The sequence below is a fragment of the Pseudoalteromonas sp. GCY genome (assembly GCF_016695175.1).
Classification (GTDB): domain Bacteria; phylum Pseudomonadota; class Gammaproteobacteria; order Enterobacterales; family Alteromonadaceae; genus Pseudoalteromonas.
On the sequence record NZ_CP068023.1, the window covers coordinates 1,232,642 to 1,248,570 of the forward strand.

Annotated in this window: 13 protein-coding genes; 2 read left to right on the top strand and 11 right to left on the bottom strand. The window is 44.4% G+C overall.

Annotated features, from left to right (window positions below):
• Nucleotides 1–15: 15 nt before the first annotated feature.
• From JJQ94_RS10665 to JJQ94_RS10700, 8 genes are all read right to left on the bottom strand, one after another.
• Complete coding sequence (locus JJQ94_RS10665; protein ID WP_099031098.1) at nt 16–405, bottom strand: YbaN family protein; 390 nt, start codon at nt 403–405, stop codon at nt 16–18.
• A complete protein-coding gene (locus JJQ94_RS10670) occupies nt 402–992 on the bottom strand; it encodes a biliverdin-producing heme oxygenase (RefSeq protein WP_099031099.1) in 591 nt (196 codons plus the stop codon). Before JJQ94_RS10670 ends, JJQ94_RS10665 begins: the two co-directional genes overlap by 4 nt.
• Nucleotides 993–1,059: 67 nt before the next feature.
• On the bottom strand, nt 1,060–3,783 hold the full coding sequence (locus JJQ94_RS10675) for a TonB-dependent receptor (RefSeq protein WP_099031100.1): 2,724 nt from the start codon (nt 3,781–3,783) through the stop codon (nt 1,060–1,062).
• Between the two features lie 84 nt (nt 3,784–3,867).
• Nucleotides 3,868–4,833: a FecR family protein gene (locus tag JJQ94_RS10680; protein ID WP_099031101.1), complete on the bottom strand. Its 966-nt coding sequence runs from the start codon at nt 4,831–4,833 to the stop codon at nt 3,868–3,870.
• Between the two features lie 10 nt (nt 4,834–4,843).
• The gene (locus JJQ94_RS10685) at nt 4,844–5,356 is read right to left on the bottom strand and encodes a sigma-70 family RNA polymerase sigma factor (RefSeq protein ID WP_236596586.1); all 513 of its coding nucleotides are present in this window, start codon (nt 5,354–5,356) and stop codon (nt 4,844–4,846) included.
• A gap of 168 nt (nt 5,357–5,524) precedes the next feature.
• Nucleotides 5,525–6,727 (bottom strand): iron-containing alcohol dehydrogenase, encoded by a 1,203-nt coding sequence (locus JJQ94_RS10690; protein WP_099031102.1) that lies wholly within the window; start codon nt 6,725–6,727, stop codon nt 5,525–5,527.
• 78 nt (nt 6,728–6,805) lie between these two features.
• Nucleotides 6,806–9,163 carry an alpha-glucosidase gene (gene ygjK, locus JJQ94_RS10695; protein ID WP_236596587.1) on the bottom strand — a complete coding sequence of 786 codons (2,358 nt, stop codon included), beginning with the start codon at nt 9,161–9,163 and terminating at the stop codon, nt 6,806–6,808.
• 77 nt (nt 9,164–9,240) lie between these two features.
• Nucleotides 9,241–9,987 (bottom strand): substrate-binding periplasmic protein, encoded by a 747-nt coding sequence (locus JJQ94_RS10700; RefSeq protein ID WP_099031103.1) that lies wholly within the window; start codon nt 9,985–9,987, stop codon nt 9,241–9,243.
• 180 nt (nt 9,988–10,167) lie between these two features.
• Between JJQ94_RS10700 and JJQ94_RS10705 the strand changes: the two genes are divergently transcribed.
• Nucleotides 10,168–10,683 carry an acyloxyacyl hydrolase gene (locus JJQ94_RS10705; RefSeq protein ID WP_099031104.1) on the top strand — a complete coding sequence of 172 codons (516 nt, stop codon included), beginning with the start codon at nt 10,168–10,170 and terminating at the stop codon, nt 10,681–10,683.
• Between the two features lie 203 nt (nt 10,684–10,886).
• A complete protein-coding gene (locus JJQ94_RS10710; RefSeq protein ID WP_069022654.1) occupies nt 10,887–12,122 on the top strand; it encodes an MDR family MFS transporter in 1,236 nt (411 codons plus the stop codon).
• A gap of 75 nt (nt 12,123–12,197) precedes the next feature.
• On the opposite strand, the gene JJQ94_RS10715 is transcribed toward JJQ94_RS10710, so the two are convergent.
• The 3 genes from JJQ94_RS10715 to JJQ94_RS10725 all read right to left on the bottom strand — a co-directional run bounded on the left by JJQ94_RS10715 (nt 12,198) and on the right by JJQ94_RS10725 (nt 15,827).
• Nucleotides 12,198–13,268: a hypothetical protein gene (locus JJQ94_RS10715; protein ID WP_099031105.1), complete on the bottom strand. Its 1,071-nt coding sequence runs from the start codon at nt 13,266–13,268 to the stop codon at nt 12,198–12,200.
• Nucleotides 13,269–13,343: 75 nt separating this feature from the next.
• Nucleotides 13,344–14,396, bottom strand: coding sequence for a hypothetical protein (locus tag JJQ94_RS10720; RefSeq protein ID WP_099031106.1), 1,053 nt, complete (start codon nt 14,394–14,396; stop codon nt 13,344–13,346).
• 192 nt (nt 14,397–14,588) lie between these two features.
• Entirely contained in the window at nt 14,589–15,827 is a 1,239-nt protein-coding gene (locus JJQ94_RS10725; RefSeq protein WP_099031107.1) for an NAD(P)/FAD-dependent oxidoreductase, read from the bottom strand.
• Nucleotides 15,828–15,929: the final 102 nt, after the last annotated feature.

Consider the following 15,929-nt stretch of genomic DNA (forward strand, 5'->3'; position numbering starts at 1 on the left):
CTGGTAAACCGCTATTCAAATACGCTTTGATGGTCTGGAATAAATATAAGACATCACTGCGATTTTTACACTGCCAACAACACAGGCCAACCAAGCCGCTGGTGAAAGCAAAATAAGTAAAGCATAACTTGCAGCCATGCCGACTGTTGCCATGACTTTGGCCTTCTGCGGAATAACCTTATATTGCTTCCATAGCGTCAATGAAGCGCCAAACCTTGGGTGATTTAGCAGCCACAAGGCGAGCTTAGGAGAAGCTTTTGAAAAGCACGCCAAAGCCAGAATAAAAAACACAGTGGTTGGCATGACGGGCAAAACAATACCAATAACACCGAGGGCTACAAATAGGTATCCGCATAGCAGTAGGGCTATTTTTTTATAGTTGGCTAAGGCGGCTTTAAACATCATGAATAAACGTATGCCTGGAATGCTTGAAAACGAGTGAATGCCTGGCGAGCACCTTCAATTAGCGTCTGTTCTTGCTGTTCGCTTAGTTCAATTGAGTCTATGATTTGCACAAGCTCTCGCCAAGCGCTGCCGCGACCAGCCCCTGGGCCTGCTAAATATCTAGCGCCGTGCTGCGCATCAAAATTGAGCTTGGCCCCAACTTGTTTACCCAACATGGCCGCACCTACTTTTGAACCCTCAACCACATACAGCCAGCCGAGCGCTCTGGCGACGTCGGTCTTATTGGTTACTTCTGGCATTAAGTAGGGAGTAGGGATAGTGGTTTCAAGGTCGATAAAGTCTTGCTCTAGCAAACCTAAGCGGCGGCGCGCGGCCAAGTCAGGTATAAGCGCTAACAACTCTGGATGTTCATAAAGGGCGCTCACATCTTTTAAAAAATAAAACTGTAATCGCAAGAAATCGAGATAGCTTTGTGTATTGGCGAATGGGTCCTGCGCCATAATGGATTTGTCTACATTGTCGTGGGTATCTGCAGTTGCATGTTTTAAGTTTTGCGCTCGAGAAAGTGCAGAGGTAACGGTAGTCATTGATGCTCCAAGGTGATGTAAAAATATAGCGCTGTCTTTAAGCAAAAGTACAGCGCCTAAGTGTTGATTAAAGTTTGAGTTCTAAGCCAATTGAAATGGTCTGGCCAGGTTCAGGCATCGCAACGATCGAGCCGGTTGAAACCTTATACTGATCGGTCAAGTTGGTGATCGCTAGGTTGCCTTTGATGCTGTCGCTAAAGATATAATCAAGGTAAAAGTCGAGCTGATAGCCTGCGGGAATATACTCAAGCGCAGTTACTCCAGTCCCAGCCAAAAAGCCGCCCGGGTGATGTTTCTCAGAGTGTTTTTTGTAGGTAAAACCCGTATCAATTGTGTCGTTAAAGAGTGTCATACCAAGCGTTGCGATATAGCTTTTTTCTGGCGGTACACGAAGTGGGGTTAAACTCCCCGCAAAGCCGGTCGTATTACAAGTATCGACACCTGCAGCCTCGGCCATTAAGCGTGAGCACATTTTGACGTCGGTGTACTTTGTGTAAGATAACCTGCTGTAAAATAAGTCGCTTTGGTAATGAAGGCCAAATTCCGTGCCGGGGAGTTCAAACTTATCATAGTTGGTAAAAGTGAACTTTTGATCCCATGAAGGTGCATCGGGTTTAGGCAAGAAGCCTGTTGCCAACATACTTTCAATATTGGTGTAGAAGTACTCCGCCGAGATAATTAGCTTATCCCCGTGGCTGAGTAAGTTGCTAAAGTCACTCTCAAAGCCAATATCATACGATTTCGTTTTTTCAGGGGTGATCTGGTAGTCACTAGAGTAGGAAAACACCTCATTAGAAACCGTTGTTTCGTACAGGTTTGGCATTCGATATGCGTTGCTATATTTGGCTTTAATAACTGTATTATCAAGCAGTTGATAATTTGCTTGTACAGTCACATCCGCTTTGGCATCAAATGTAAGCTTTTCGCCTGTTTGATAGTCCTCGTTTACCGAGTCATGAAGGTTTACGTTCAGTGCAAGCTCTACCGGCGCAAGATCGATATTGGCATTGGCAAATAATGCTCGCTTGGTTTGCTTACCATGTCGCGAAGTCGCTTTTAAATTGAAGTCAGCAGGGTACCAGTCTCGATTAAAATTGTCTTTCCAGTCTTTATGAGGGCTTAATTTCTCAACCTGCCAAGATAGGCCATAAGTCAAAGTAATTGGTGTACTGGCCAGCGATAATGCAGAGGTATTGAACACACTTATCCCATGACGCTTATTGTTATAACGGTGAAAGTATTGCCCCGCATTTGCTCCTAGGTTACTGCCAAGCGCATTATATTGCTGTAACCTCGCGCTGGTACGCCAAACGTTAACACTAAGATCGACTAATGAGTTATTACTCGGTAAAAAACGGTATAACGCACTGGCACTGTTTACCAAAGCAGAGCCCGGAGCCCATTGCGGCATGGTTTCTACACCTTCTGGAATTTCTTCGGACATCCATTGTTCTTGGCCATTTTCATCGATCACCTTCCAAAACTTGGTGTCACCAGCTCTTTGTTTGTACCAGTAGGTGGCCAGCATTTCTCCCGCTTCTTGCTTATGGTAGCGTGCATTCACCTCTAACGATTGTTCGTCCGTAAACGCATAAGTTAGTTTGGCAAGATATGAGTCGCTTTCAAAGCTTGTATTGACGACTTCGCCATTTTGGTTAACCGGAGGTGGGATAAAGTCGACTACTGTGACTTCATCATATTTCCCTTGATGTTCAGTTGAAGGCACCCAACGCACGTACTCCTTGGTTTCAACAAAGTCGTTAAAGCCATTTTTACCAGCAAAGTAGTTACCAACCTTTTTCTTACTGTAAGCGAGTACCGCTTGTAAGTTATCCTGTTGATAAGCGGTTGCTAGCGTAAACCCACCGCCTGCAAAGTCGAGTGTGTCATTGTGGTTGCTGATTTCGTAATAACTTTGCAGGCCAAAGCTCTCAGGTACTTCAGGTGTTCTATTGTTGTTGTGCGTATTTACTTTAACTAAAGCGCCGAGGTTCTGACCATCTTGGAGAATATCTTGCGTGCCTAAGGTACGGATATTGACTGTTCCGCCGATTGCACCTGAGCCAAAAGGTGATGCTTTGGCCGATGCGCCTTTTTCAACATTAACCGAGCTTATTAAGTTTGAATCGATATAGGTTCTGTCAGACGAACCCATATAGCCTCGGTTTGTGTGCGTTGATTGCAAACTTCCGTCGATGAAAATCGGCACTCGGCCTTCGCCTTGCACGCCGCGAATACCAATATCAAGTGCGCCTGCTTCGTTTCGAATATTGTTTGCCTCTATACCAGAAAACGTCGAGAAAATATCCGAGTTAGATAACCCCTTGGTTCGAGTAATCTGTTCACGATTAAGGCTGAGTTTATCGCCTTTGACAGTGATGACTTCAATATTATCTTGCGGATTTGATGTTTGCTTGTGCTTAGCCTGAGCGTTATTGGATTGGCCTTTTGCTGGCGTTAACTCGCTAATCGCCGCTTTAATAACAATGTTATTGTCGATAATGTTTGCTGTTAGCTGGCTGCCTTTTAATGTACGCTCTAGTGCCTCTGTTAAACTTATCTCTCCTTTAAGTGCTGGGGCTTGCAGGCCATTTAATAGTTTCGCATCGGCAATTAGATTCATACTCGCAGCCTCAGCTACCTGCGTTAAGGTATGGCTAATAGGTTGCTGCGCAAGATTAAATTGATATATAGCAACTTGACTCTGCGCGGTTGCAGGCAGGCTCAGGCTAAGCCCGAGTGCAAATGCTAAGGGAGTGAGTCTTGTGTTTAAAACAGAGCGAGTTCTCATTGTGATGCGTCCAAATAAATTACCTAAGATGAAAACGAATGAGAATGAGAACTCCTCAATAAAAAATTGAATATTTTTATCTTGTCATCGAGAATTAACTATAACTACATGATTATTAGTCTTTTTAACTTCTACTGGCAGGGCGTGTGGTAGTAAGTTTAAAAAGCTTTCGAGCTCTGATGCTAAAAAAGTACCCGAAATAACTAATGGTTCAGTTGATTGAGCGGTTAAGGTATAACTTATCGCATGGTGTCGTTTAAACTCCTCAAATACTTCGTTGAGTGGTGCATTGTCGAACACGAGTCGTCCTTGCTTAAACGCTTCGACGAGATTGAGGTTTGGATCAAACTCAGTCTTGACAATGCCGTCACTGTCCACAACCGCCATTTGACCTTTTGTCAGCGTTATTTGCTGATGTTGGCTTTGCACGTTTACACGACCATGGTCCACCACAATGCGAATGCTATTAGCTTTTTTATCAACGGAAAAGCGGGTACCTAATACGGTAATTTTGATGCTGCCGGCACTGATAACAAATGGTCGGCTTTTGTCACTGGCAACGTCAAACAATACGCGTCCACTGAGTAGCTTATTACTGCGCCGATTGCCATCAAAATCAATAGCGAGGGAAGTTTTGGCATCTAAGGTCAGTCGAGATTGATCGGGCAGTGAGATAGTGCGTAATTCGCCTCGTGGTGATTGATAGCTGGCGTGAAAGGTGTCGTTGTTTACTTGAAAGAACCACGTTTGATAACCAAAGAAACTCAACGTAAAAAGTGCAAAGCATGCAGCAATGGCGAAGTACCGCTGAGTTGTCTTTGATTTAAGCTTAGGGTGTGTAACTGGATTCTCTAATTGTGCAATGTCTTGCTCTGAAAATTGCGATAACAGTCGCTCAACCTGTTTACTTTCTTGATAGGCTGTTTGGTGCGCTCGGCTTTCACCAAGCCAACGATTGAGCGCTTGCTGCTGCGCTTTATTGAGCCCTTGCCTTTCGAGTTCCAGCCAGTGGTTTGCTTGCTGTTGTATTGATACATTATGACGGTCCATTGCGATTCTCTTATTGTTTTTGTAATGCGTTACGGCAAGCAAGCATGGCAGTTGCCAAGTGTTTTTCGACCATGCTGACAGATATCCCCATTTGCTCTGCTATTTGTGACTGGCTTAAGTTTTTAAATTTATAGAGCACAAATGCTTGCTTGGTTTTTAGAGGTAAGGAGTCGATACTTCGGTTAAGTAATGCCAGTTGTTGTTGACTTGCAAGCTTAGCCTCGGGCTCATAATAACTTGGCGCGACTAATTCGAAGTCGTCGGGCTCGGCAATAGTCTGATTCTTGCGATACTGATCAATCACAATGTTTTTCGCGGCTTTAAAAAACAGTGCGCGCTCTTGCGTGTTATCCTGTTTTGGATTGCTGCTTTTATAACTTAGTATTCGGGTATACGCCTCTTGAACTATATTTTGAGCTTTGTCTTTGCACCCCACTGAACGAGCGATATAACTTAATACTTCTGAGTAATAACGTTCCAAAATACACCAGTTTGCTTTATCAAAAGTCGCGCATACTAGCATTAAAAATCATCATTGAGAATTGTTTTTATTTGCGTTTGCTGGCTTTAAACTGTTCGTTAATAGATTTTATGTTTTTAGTGCTTTTACTTAATAGTTGATCATAAGGTCATGAAAAAACTTAGCTTTATTTTAAACTTCTTTGGTTCCAAACACTAAACGGAGTGCTTATTAAGGCGTAGGAGCGATACCTTTTATAATGCGCTGGCAGGCACCGGGATCCATAAAATGGGGCACCGGATAATCCGGATGTGCTTCTTTTAGCGCCAGCTCTGCGAGTAGCGCCGCATCATCAGGGAGTACTTCGGTGAGCGTGGTTTGGATATGTAAATCAAGCAATAAGCGCTCAATGTGCTCTAAAAGATCATCTGCTTGGCGCTCGACGGGATAGTCTAACGAGGTTAATCCGCAGTATCTGGCGATGAGCGCGAGTTGCTGGTTAATTCGCTCGCCATACCAGGTTAGCACGGGCATGAGTAACACTGCATTGGCAAGCCCGTGCGGCGTACCATATTGAGCGCTCAATTGGTGTGAGATTGCATGTACGTAGCCGACAGAAGTTCTGGTAAAAGCTTGTCCTGCGTAATGGGAAGCGAGTAGTAGCTGTGTTCTTGCCTCTAGGTTTTGTGGGTCTTGTTGTGCTTTGGGTAAATACTCAAAGATAGCTCTACAGGCTTCAAGAGCGCGGCCGCGGCTAAACTTAAGACAGTTAATGCTCAGTAATGCCTCAATGGCGTGGGTTAGTGCATCAATTGCCGTAGTCGCGGTGATATGTGCGGGCATACTTGTGGTTAATTCCGGTAATAACACAGCATGGTGTGGCACTAAACAAAAATCAGTCGCGGCATATTTGGCGTGATTGCTAGGATCGTTAACGACGGCGGCAACGGTGGTCTCCGAGCCGGTCCCTGCGGTTGTTGGGATCGCGATATTCGGCGGTAGGCGTTTTAAGACTTTAAACAACCCTTTGAGCTTAGTCACTGGTTTGTTCGGCTTGACAGCCCGAGCACCGATTAACTTGCCCGTGTCGAGTACCGAGCCGCCACCAAGTGCGATAATTGCTTTACATTGATGCTGTTGGTAGACCTTTAGACCATCTTCGACGTTTGCTATGGTTGGGTTGGGTAAAACATCTGCGTAATAATGCGTGACTAACTCTGACTCACGTAGTGTGTTTTCCACAACCTGATGTAAGTTGAGTTTGAGCAGCACTTGGTCGGTCACGACTAAGACGTTATCTCCACTTCTTAACCCTAGCGCCTTAATGGCGTCTAACAACCCCGTTTTTCCCTGATGTAATTTGGGGTTCGGGATCCCGATAAAAATAACAATGCACTTTAGGGCAAAGTGGTAAATACGGTAAAACCAACTCATTGCGATCCGTCTAATTTTGTTTTTGTATCATTTAAAAAATGTAGACGGATCATCACTGAATTGCTAGCAAATTATCGGCTAATTTGTGGTGATTTGCTGTGAAATTGGCTTTTCTTCTTTAATTGGCCCTTTGGGCTTGTCCATCTCAAATGCTTCTATCATGAGCAAAATATGGGCCGCGCTCCATGAAAAGTTCGGTGCACCTTGTTGCTCGCCGGTGAGTGGATTGTAGTTTTCGCGAATAGGCGCGCTTTGCAGCAGACCATCCGCATTTTGCATAAATCGCTGAAGCAAAGTGTTCGCTTCAGTTTCATAACCATAATAACCTAGTCCTATCAAGCCAAAATACAACTGGTCAAGCCAGACACGACCACGCCAATAGGTGTTTGCGCCAAATGCAGGATTGGTCTGGGATGCAGAGCCTAGAGGAATATAGGTGTTGAATTCATTGGGGCTGAGCATTACCTCAGAGACGCGTTTAGCATGATACGCTGTTGCTACCTGATTAAAGAGCGGAGCCCAGCCTTCGGGGCCTCGACCACGTTCAATGATTGGTTTCCCTGCACAGTCATTTTCAAGCGGTGATGGGGCAATGCGAATGTCGTAGTAGTATCCGCTGTTATCGTCGAACATGCAGCGGTTAATATAATCGGCGATCTGCTTTGCTTGTGCTGAAAAGGCTTTGGCTTCCTGTGGCTTAGCCAAGATATTTGCGATGGTACTCAAGTTTTTGGTGTCAGAGTAAAAATAACTGGCCCCGTCAACCGATTCTTGCATCAAAGAGTAGCCTAGCAGATGGCCTTGGGCGTCCTTATTGCTAGCAAATTCGACTTGCCAGTCTTTAGCATCGCCACCCAGATTCACATAGGCCTCAAGCTGCTGTGGTGAGATAAAACCAAAGTTAGCAGCATCGTCTCTTCCAGACTCCCATGACGCTGCGGTCTGTGCGGGAATACTTATCTGTTTACCTTGTATCTGCGCATCGCGATAGGCTTTTAGCCCAAAGTGGGCATGCTTTTGCTTTCCTTCATATAGATAAAACAACAACTCACCCGCTTGATTATTATGGTGTTTATCTATGGTTGCACCAAATTCAGGAATACCATTTTGGTTGTGATCGCGGTTGCGCAGCCACCAATCACGATAGGCGACAAGTTTAGGGTAAATTTGTGCAAGCCAAGCTTTGTCTTTGCTGGCATGGTAGGTATTCAACACCGCCCATGCGGCCAGCGAGGGTTTTGAATTCCGTTCGCTCCAATTACCGCCATCGCCACCGCGTTCTGGCGGTAGGTTATAACCAATTAAATCGGGTAGTAAGCCTTTATCTTGGGGCCGCACAGGATCGTTAGCTGCTATTTGATAGGAAAACACGGTATCAATGTTGGCCTTGGCTAAATCTGGTGCAAATAGTCTCAGTGCTGACGCTTGTTTCCAGCTGTCCCAAGGCCAAGTTAAATTGCCGGAAAACCAGCGAGCAGTGACCGAAGGCGATACGGTATCAAACGCGATTGCGCCTGCAGGCGCTCGCCAGTTACCAATGAGGGTTTCAACAGCTTTTATCGCCAATGTTTGTTTATCTCGTGGTAAGGTTTGATAGCGTGCTAAATAGCCCGCCCAGCGAGCTTTAGAGCGTTGCCAATACGTAACAGGGGAAGAGAGAATTTTGGCAACGGCCTTTGCTGTTTGTATGCGCTCTTGTTGATTGTGGACATAACTTATTGCGGTATAAAACTGCAGATCACCAGAGGTTTGCGTCTCGCTAGAATAACGGTTGTTTGCCACCACATTTTTGAAAGGAATTGTGCGGGTGATTGAGTACTCGTTGCTACCAGAGCTCAGAAGCGCCCACGGATCGCGAACACGACCAAAAGTGGTACTGATCCCCCTTTCGCTGGCAATCATGGTTGGAGCGAGCTTAGGGTATTGTTGAGCTAGTGTTTGTTGTTGATTAAGCTGGTGGAGTAATTTGCCATCTAATTTTAAAGTAAGTCGTTGCTTTGTATGAATCGTGGTTTGAATAAGAGAAACACGCTCACTTACAAAGCGTAAGTGGATCGTCACCGTCGCGAGCTCATGTCTAAGCGTTTGCACCAGCTCTCCGGGCAGGCTGTACAGTGTTGCATCAAATTGCAACTTGGTCTCACCATGAAAAATTTGTAGACGCTCAATACGTTCAAATAAATAGGTTAAATACTCTTCGGTGATAATCGCGTTACCCGTGAAACCACCATATTCTGCAGCGCTATCAGGAAGTAAGTGACCATGCCATGCGCCGTTATCAAAAAGTGGTGAATATGGACTATGGCCAAACTTGTCTGCGGGCTTCATCACCTGGGGGTGGCCAAAGCGTGAAACCGCGTTGATGATTTTTGGGCTCGCGTACGCTTCGCATGCTACAAAGAGCACGAGTAATACCATTCCTGTGAGTATTTTCATTTTTATTTTTGAATAAAGTATACAATTTTGAAAAATGCTATCATAGCGACGCGTAAAGTTCAGTAGCAAACGATGAATTACTCGTCAATGGGGCAGCCGACATCAACCTTTTTGCGTTGCATCTGTACTCGTTCAGCGGCGGCGCGTAGCCGATTTATATATTCTGGAGGGGCACTGGGATTGGCGGTTAAATAAAGGGTTTTACTTAACTCAGGGACTTCTAGCACTTTGTCCCATTGCTCTACTAAACCCATTCTAGCAGCCATTCTATCTACAAAATTTTCGGCACCAAAAATAAAGTCAATTCTGCCTCTTTCGAGCAGTTCACCTGCACGACTCAAACTAGTTACTGATAGCATGTTCTTATCGGCGACAAAGCCTTGTGCTTTTAAATAGTTTTCGGAGAGTTGATCGGCCGCAACAGCGACAACATGTTGTTTGATTTTCCATATTTCCCACACTTGCTGATCGGCGATATCAGCACGCTTATAAAACGCGACCTTTAGCTCACAAAGTGGCGCAATCCAGATATGGTTTTCTTCACGTTGCTCCGTTCTGGCGATCGAGTAGAGCAATGAATAAGGAGATTTTTTGGAGAAGGCTTTTGCGCGAGTCCAAGGCAACATATAAATTTGATAGCTTAGCTCTGCTTCCCACATAATGAGGCGCACGATATCAGTAGCAAGCCCAGTAATGGTGCCGTTCTTTTGCTCTATCTGGTACGGAGGAAAATGCTCGGTATAGATATCTACTTTTGTTGGTGCTGCGGCTAAGGCACTGAATACACTAAATATCCCTATAACGCTCCCAATTATATACTGCATACCACATTCTCAAGATCGTTTTTAACAGTATAACTCATAATTTGTTATTGGTTTTGGTTAAATTAATGTACCCATTAAAATCTCATATTGGTGCTTTAACGGCAATTATTATATGGTTTTTTGGTGTCTTTTAAGAATTAAATAACGGCGTAAAATTGCTCTTGTTGTAGAGGAGTCGTTATGCGCTTAGTTTTATTCTTGCTTATGTTGTTTGTGTCTACTTACTCACATGCTAGTGAAGTTGCAGTTGACTATGTGATGGGAGAGGGAGATGTAAAAGGACTGCGGCTTGGGTATCGTCCCTTGCATTTTAGTTTAGCGGATTATGGTTTTGGAGAAGGTGCCTATGTTTATTTTGAGCTGAGCACCAACTATTGGGAATACGGCAAACCAAAACGCTCAGACACGACGTTTGCTATTGCATTGTCACCAGTGCTTAGTGTTCCACTGACCGAGCTTGCTGGAAAGCCGGTAAATTTTGAGTTTGGGATTGGCATGACCTACGTCAGTGATACCCGATTTGCGGGCAAAGACATTGGTGTGCACTATCAGTTTGAAGACCGCATTGGACTTAGTGTTAATTTGAACCCCAGTACTAAAGTAGGGATCCGATATCTGCATTATTCTAATGCTGGTTTGAGCGACCATAACCCCGGTCTTGATTTTTTAAATGTGTTCTACGTTAAGCGGTTTTAACGCTTAATTTCATTGAGTTAGTTTTATCTCCCTTTGTGATTTCAAGGATGAAATTTTTTCTTACTAAATAACGCTAAAATAGCGTCATTTTTTCTTCATAAAATTCCAGTATCCAAGATAATAGAATGCAGTTAAACGCTTGACCTAAACTAAAGTTTAGGAATTAGGGTTCTGCGTAAATCAATAATAATCAAGGAACATCCATGGAGAATAGCTCTGCAATTGAGCGGTTAAAGCGCTTTACACCTTTAGTTTGGGTAATGCTTGTTGGTAACTTTTTCGTTCGCGCTAGTTACTACATGGTATGGCCTTTTTTGGCTGTTATTCTTTACGAAAATTATGGACTGAGTGCAACAGAAGTCGGTTTATTGCTGACGGTGTCAGCGACTTTCGCCGTATTTTTGGGGTTTTATACGGGGAATCTCGCTGACCGCTTCGGTCGCACCAAAATGCTCTACACGGCAGTGTTTGTTGGTGTGATTTCTTTTTCACTGTTGGCTGTGGCTGAGTCGTTGTGGTTGTTTGCAACCTCAGTGTTTTTAGCTTGTCTACCTAGGACGCTTTGGGATGCGCCTAGTAAAGCGTTACTTACTGAAGAACTTGCCGACGCAAAAGACAGAGAACTTGCACTGCATTTACTCTATTTTCTCGTGAATGTGGGAGCGGCTTTAGGACCATTGTACGGTCTATGGGCGGGGCTTAATGGTGAGCAGTTTAGCTTTATTTATACCGGCATTTCGTATATTGGTTTGTTGCTCGCGCTGCTTTACTTTAGACCTAAACTGAGTGAGGCGCAGACTTTCGCTTTACAATCTGCCGCTCAGTCGGTGCCGAAGTTTGCAAAGTGGCTGGGGATCTTACGAAAAGATAAAGTCTTTTTAATTGTGCTAATCGCTACAACTTTAGTGTATTTGGTTTATGCGCAATGTGACTCTAGCTTAGTGCAGTATTTGACGCGTGCAGAGGTCCCCGATCTGGCTTGGCTAATTTCTAGCTTAATCATCGCAAATTCTAGTGTGATCATCGTTTGTCAGTTTCCATTACTACATCTGATGCGTAATTGGCGTATTGAAAATAGGCTCTATGCGGGTGGCGTGATATTGATCATTTCACAAGTCATGATGGCCCTGAATGATGTGCAAAATATCTGGGGATGGATTGCAGCCATGATGGTGTTGAGTCTGAGCGAAGCAATTATGTTTACTAACATCAATGTCTATATTGACAGGTTGGCACCAGATAACCTGAAAGCCAGCTATTTTGGTGCTGCTGGCTTATGTTCATTAGGGTATGCATTAGCGCCCATTTTAGGTGGGCTTATTTTAGATTTTTATTCCGGCATGATGCTTTTTATCATCATGACCTTAGTATCTATCACCGCACTTGGGTTTTATCGCATCGCTGAGCTGAAGCCCAAGACGACGGCAGAAGCGATATAGCTCAGCTAACTCGGTGACCTAAAAAGGGTCACCGTTTGTTTTTATGTTAATTATCCGGAGCAAAGGTTAGTTACTTTACTTACCCGCCATTTTTTGCAAGTAACCCAGACGTTGACGCTCGGCAGTCGAGGGCTGATATGGGCGCTTCTCTAGTGCGTCAAAGTAGAAATCAGTGATGTGGTATTCGGTTATTTTGCTATCACCAAACTGCGCGAGCTCTCCTGGCATTGGCGACATTCTCTCAATCACAAATGTCTTTAACGTGAACTGGGAAGGGCCGGATTTTGCTGAAAAAGGGGCAAGCACCGACTGATGTGCTTTTAAGTTGAATACCTGTTTCCCTTCGCTTAGTTTTTGCTTTTCAATCAAATGACTGATGGGGGTGCCATCGGGAGTAAATAGGTTTGCGCGGATACGATAAGTACCACTTTGTTTTACTTCAAGTTGTAATGGAATTATCAGGTCAGCTTGCTTGGGGTAAGGTTTAGCAATTGCGAGCAGTGTGGCGCTGGGCTGGTAATAGCGGATACTCGCTGTTAAGGCAACGGCCTTAGCTGAGCTTGGCTTAGCACGCACAACGACATTCAGCTCTTGAGGCCATGTCGTCTCGCCATCGACAGAACCAAGCCAAATACCATCAGACTCTTTGAGGCGGGCGGTGGATAAGGTTTGCTGCGATGTAAGGTCAAGTATCGTTGCGGTTGCATTAGAAAATTGACTACCAGATAAACTTATCTCGATAGTAGCGGGGTGCACAAAGCGATATTGATTCAGCGACAAAGACACCTGTTCGTTGTTTTCTTCAATTGGCATTTCGACGGCATAGAAATGATTTGGATTGAGCCTATCAAAATCACCTTTGCCAAGGGGCTGTGAATAAGGAGGTAAAGAAATACTATACTCATAATGTGCCGCAGCTGTTTGCGCAGCTTGTGCCAGTGGTAGTGATTCAACCAGTGATTGTTTTTGTGTTATCGCAGTTTTAGGAGTGACTGGTGGCGTAGTTGTTGGTGTCAAAATAGGTGTGGCGACTTGTGGTTTTGATGCTAATTCAGGTGAGGGCAGAGCTTCGCGCTGCAAGGCAAAATATCCTGCAGTGATACAGATCACAATAAGAATGACACTAATCAACAAAAACTTTTTCATAGCAATACTCGGTTAGTATAAGGAACTGCATGGAGCAGTTCCTTGGGTATAGAAATTAGCAAAATAACCGTTAAGTTACAGTGAGTTTAGTATTAACTGTGAAAAACTTTGTGAGTTAGACTCGCTAACATAACGGTAAGTCTTTTTCCAAAACCAGCTACCCGTTGTTTCTTCATAGGTGTTGTAGCTAATCGTTTTATAACCCGCGTTAAACTGAGTACGAGCCGCTGTTACTTTGCCTTGGTATCCAGCATCTGGCAGGTTACCGTGACTATATTCCGCGCTCATTAGTAATGGGTAGTGGTATGGCATAAAGCTAGTTACAGCATCATCTTGAGAGGCTAACTGACCGTTGATAGCAACGCTTGTACTACAACTACCAAAGTCACCTTTTGTCGATGCACCACAAGAAGAGTGTGTTGATACAACACCATCATCATTACCTGGTAAGAAACCTGAAGTGAGGCCGTAGTAGTCGCTTGCATCAGCGACGAAACGTAGGCGAGGTGCGTTGTCACTTGGGTACTGAGCAACTTGTCGCGCGTTATTCACTTTTAAATCCCACATGATACCAAACTCTTCAGGCATGCTACCAAGCCAAGCCTCAACTGCTTGGCGAGTTAGTTCACCAACTACACCACCAGAAGTCGCAGCGTTGATAGCAGTGTCTGCGAGTTCGCTTCCGCCACCCGCACCTGCAAGGTCAAAAGTAGCAACGATATTAAGTGGTTGAAGGCCTGCATTTTCAAGCCAAGTTGCTTGATTATCTAAGATATAGCGCGCAACCAAATCACCCGTTGAGTGGGTAACAAAGACACAGCCAGGATTACAAGTGCCATTTTCTGCAAATGCTTTTAGCTTTGGCCAAATATAATCTGTTGCGATTTTGCCTTGCAAGCGTTCATAAGAAGGCCAATCAATACGTTCATCAGCGTGGTTTATCCAAAAAGATGACCAGTATTCTTCACCCTCAAGCTCGACATTGGTATTGTTAGGGCGGTTAAGTTGGTCTGCTTGAAAGCCATGAATTAGAATTGTTTTATATTCAGCGGCTTGCGCGGGAGTTGCAAGTGCAGCGCCTGTTAATAACGCTGAAAGTGCAGCAGTGTATACAAAGTTAGTTTTCATTGTCTAAGTCCTTTAAAGCGCCAAGTGCCACATCTATGGTCGGCCTACAACAAAATCCCCTCACTTTGTTTAATCGTCAAGTCGGGAAACTATAGGCATCACACAACTACTTTCACTACTACTGAAACGCATCTTTGTTAGTATATTATGTGGCGTGAGAAACTATTCCCACGCCGGTCTAAAAAGCTAAAATCACGCCATTTCAGGGTTGTTATGGAGTTCAGATAGCAGGTTCAGGGTTTTCTCGCTGCGGTTTACAAATGGGTTAGTCTCATCCCATACATAGCCCGCAAGCACAGAAGTGATTTGGCTCTTAATTTTTTCAGGCTTGTTGTCTGAGAAAAATAGGCGGCGCAAACGCCCGTCGTACCAGCCTTCAATGTAGGTGCGCATGACAGCAATCCCTTTAAGCATATGCGCTTCATAATCTTGCTGCCAATCTGCTTCCTCGCCATTTAACTGAGCGACAATGAGATCAGCGGCGCGCGCGCCTGACTCAATCGCAAACATAACACCGGCTGAAAATACAGGGTCAATAAATTCACTGGCGTTACCGGTTAGCACAAAGTTCTTGCCGAACAGTTGTTTAATACCTTTTGAGTAGCCTTTGATCTCCTTTGGCTCCATACACATCGCCATTCCTTCCAACATTGCTGACGCATGTTGATCGCGAGCAAGGTAGGTTAAAAAGCGCGTTTTAGCATCGCCCTCTGCACTTTCCAAATACTCAGGGTTACCAACAAAACCGACTGAAACACGACCGTCAGAGAAAGGTATTAGCCAAACCCATACATCTTCTTCGTGAACCAGAATCGTTACTTTATTGTTTTCAGCCCCAGTCTCTATGCCATCAGCTGGTTTAAATTGCGCAAATAAAGTTGCGCGAGTCGGCGCTGATGAAGGTTCATTTAAATCAAGCAGGTTAGCGAGTACTCGGCCATAGCCGCTTGAGTCAACAACGAATTTGGCTTGAATTTCCTGCACATCACCGGCCTCATTGACTACCTTAATGATAGGCTCTTCTAGATCCATGTTGGCATCGACTACGGAAGTGCCAAATTCGATAGGAGCACCCATTTTTTGCACTTCTTCAGCTAGTACATTGTCAAAGTCATCTCTTGGTACTTGCCATGTCCATGTCCAGCCATCGGTGTAATTTTTAGAGAAATCGAAAAACTCTTGGAAGTCATCTTGTTTAAAATTAGCACCGATTTTCTTTTGGTAATTGCGTGCGACTAACGCATCCATAAATCCAGCATCTTCCAGATGCTGCATACTTTGTGGTAGAAGACTTTCACCGATGACATAGCGTGGAAAGTGGCTACGTTCAACGATCTTCACGGTTAATCCTGCTTGAATTAGCTTTGCAGCGGTCATTGTCCCAGCAGGTCCAGCGCCGATAATAAGTACATCTACATTTTCCTTAGCCATTTTGTAATTCCTTAATCATATATTGTGAGAAAATGTGGCAATTAATTAATCCTAGAGTGAAGAGGGGAGCTCCCTTTAATGCCTCACTCTAGAAAATCTAAT